Origin of the sequence: Pseudomonas sp. PDM25, assembly GCF_019219045.1 — a bacterium.
Lineage (GTDB): Bacteria > Pseudomonadota > Gammaproteobacteria > Pseudomonadales > Pseudomonadaceae > Aquipseudomonas.
In genome coordinates this window covers 1-363 of record NZ_JAHUWL010000078.1, presented here as the reverse complement: position 1 = coordinate 363, position 363 = coordinate 1, and the positions used below count along the sequence as shown (strand labels likewise).

Below are 363 nucleotides of genomic sequence, written 5' to 3'. Positions count from 1 at the left end.
TTTACATGGTGGGAGGCTATGAACTCAAACATTATCGCGAAGGCGTGAAGATCCGCGCCAAAACCGACGCACTGGATGCCAAGCTGCTGGCTCGTTACCTGAAGAACGAAGCCGAGGAGTTGCGTCCCTGGACCCCGCCCTCACCGCTGTACCGCCAGCTCCTGAGCCTTTTCCGCCGTCGCGCAGCCTTGGTCCAGGCCAGGGTCGGCCTGGTGCAGAGCTGGTCGAATGAGCCACTGCTCAAGGCGGCTTTTGCCGAGCAAGTGAAGTCCATGCAGCAGCTTGAGACGCTGATCGAAAAGACGATCAACGATCAGCTCAAAGAAGCCGGTTTGCTCGGTCAATTGAAGCGCTGCCTGAAAG

Annotated in this window: 1 protein-coding gene; it reads left to right on the top strand. The window is 58.1% G+C overall.

Going from position 1 to position 363, the window contains the following annotated elements; genetic code table 11:
* Window positions 1-363 (top strand): transposase (locus tag KW848_RS31400; RefSeq protein WP_218539187.1); only part of this gene is annotated, 363 nt, incomplete at both ends.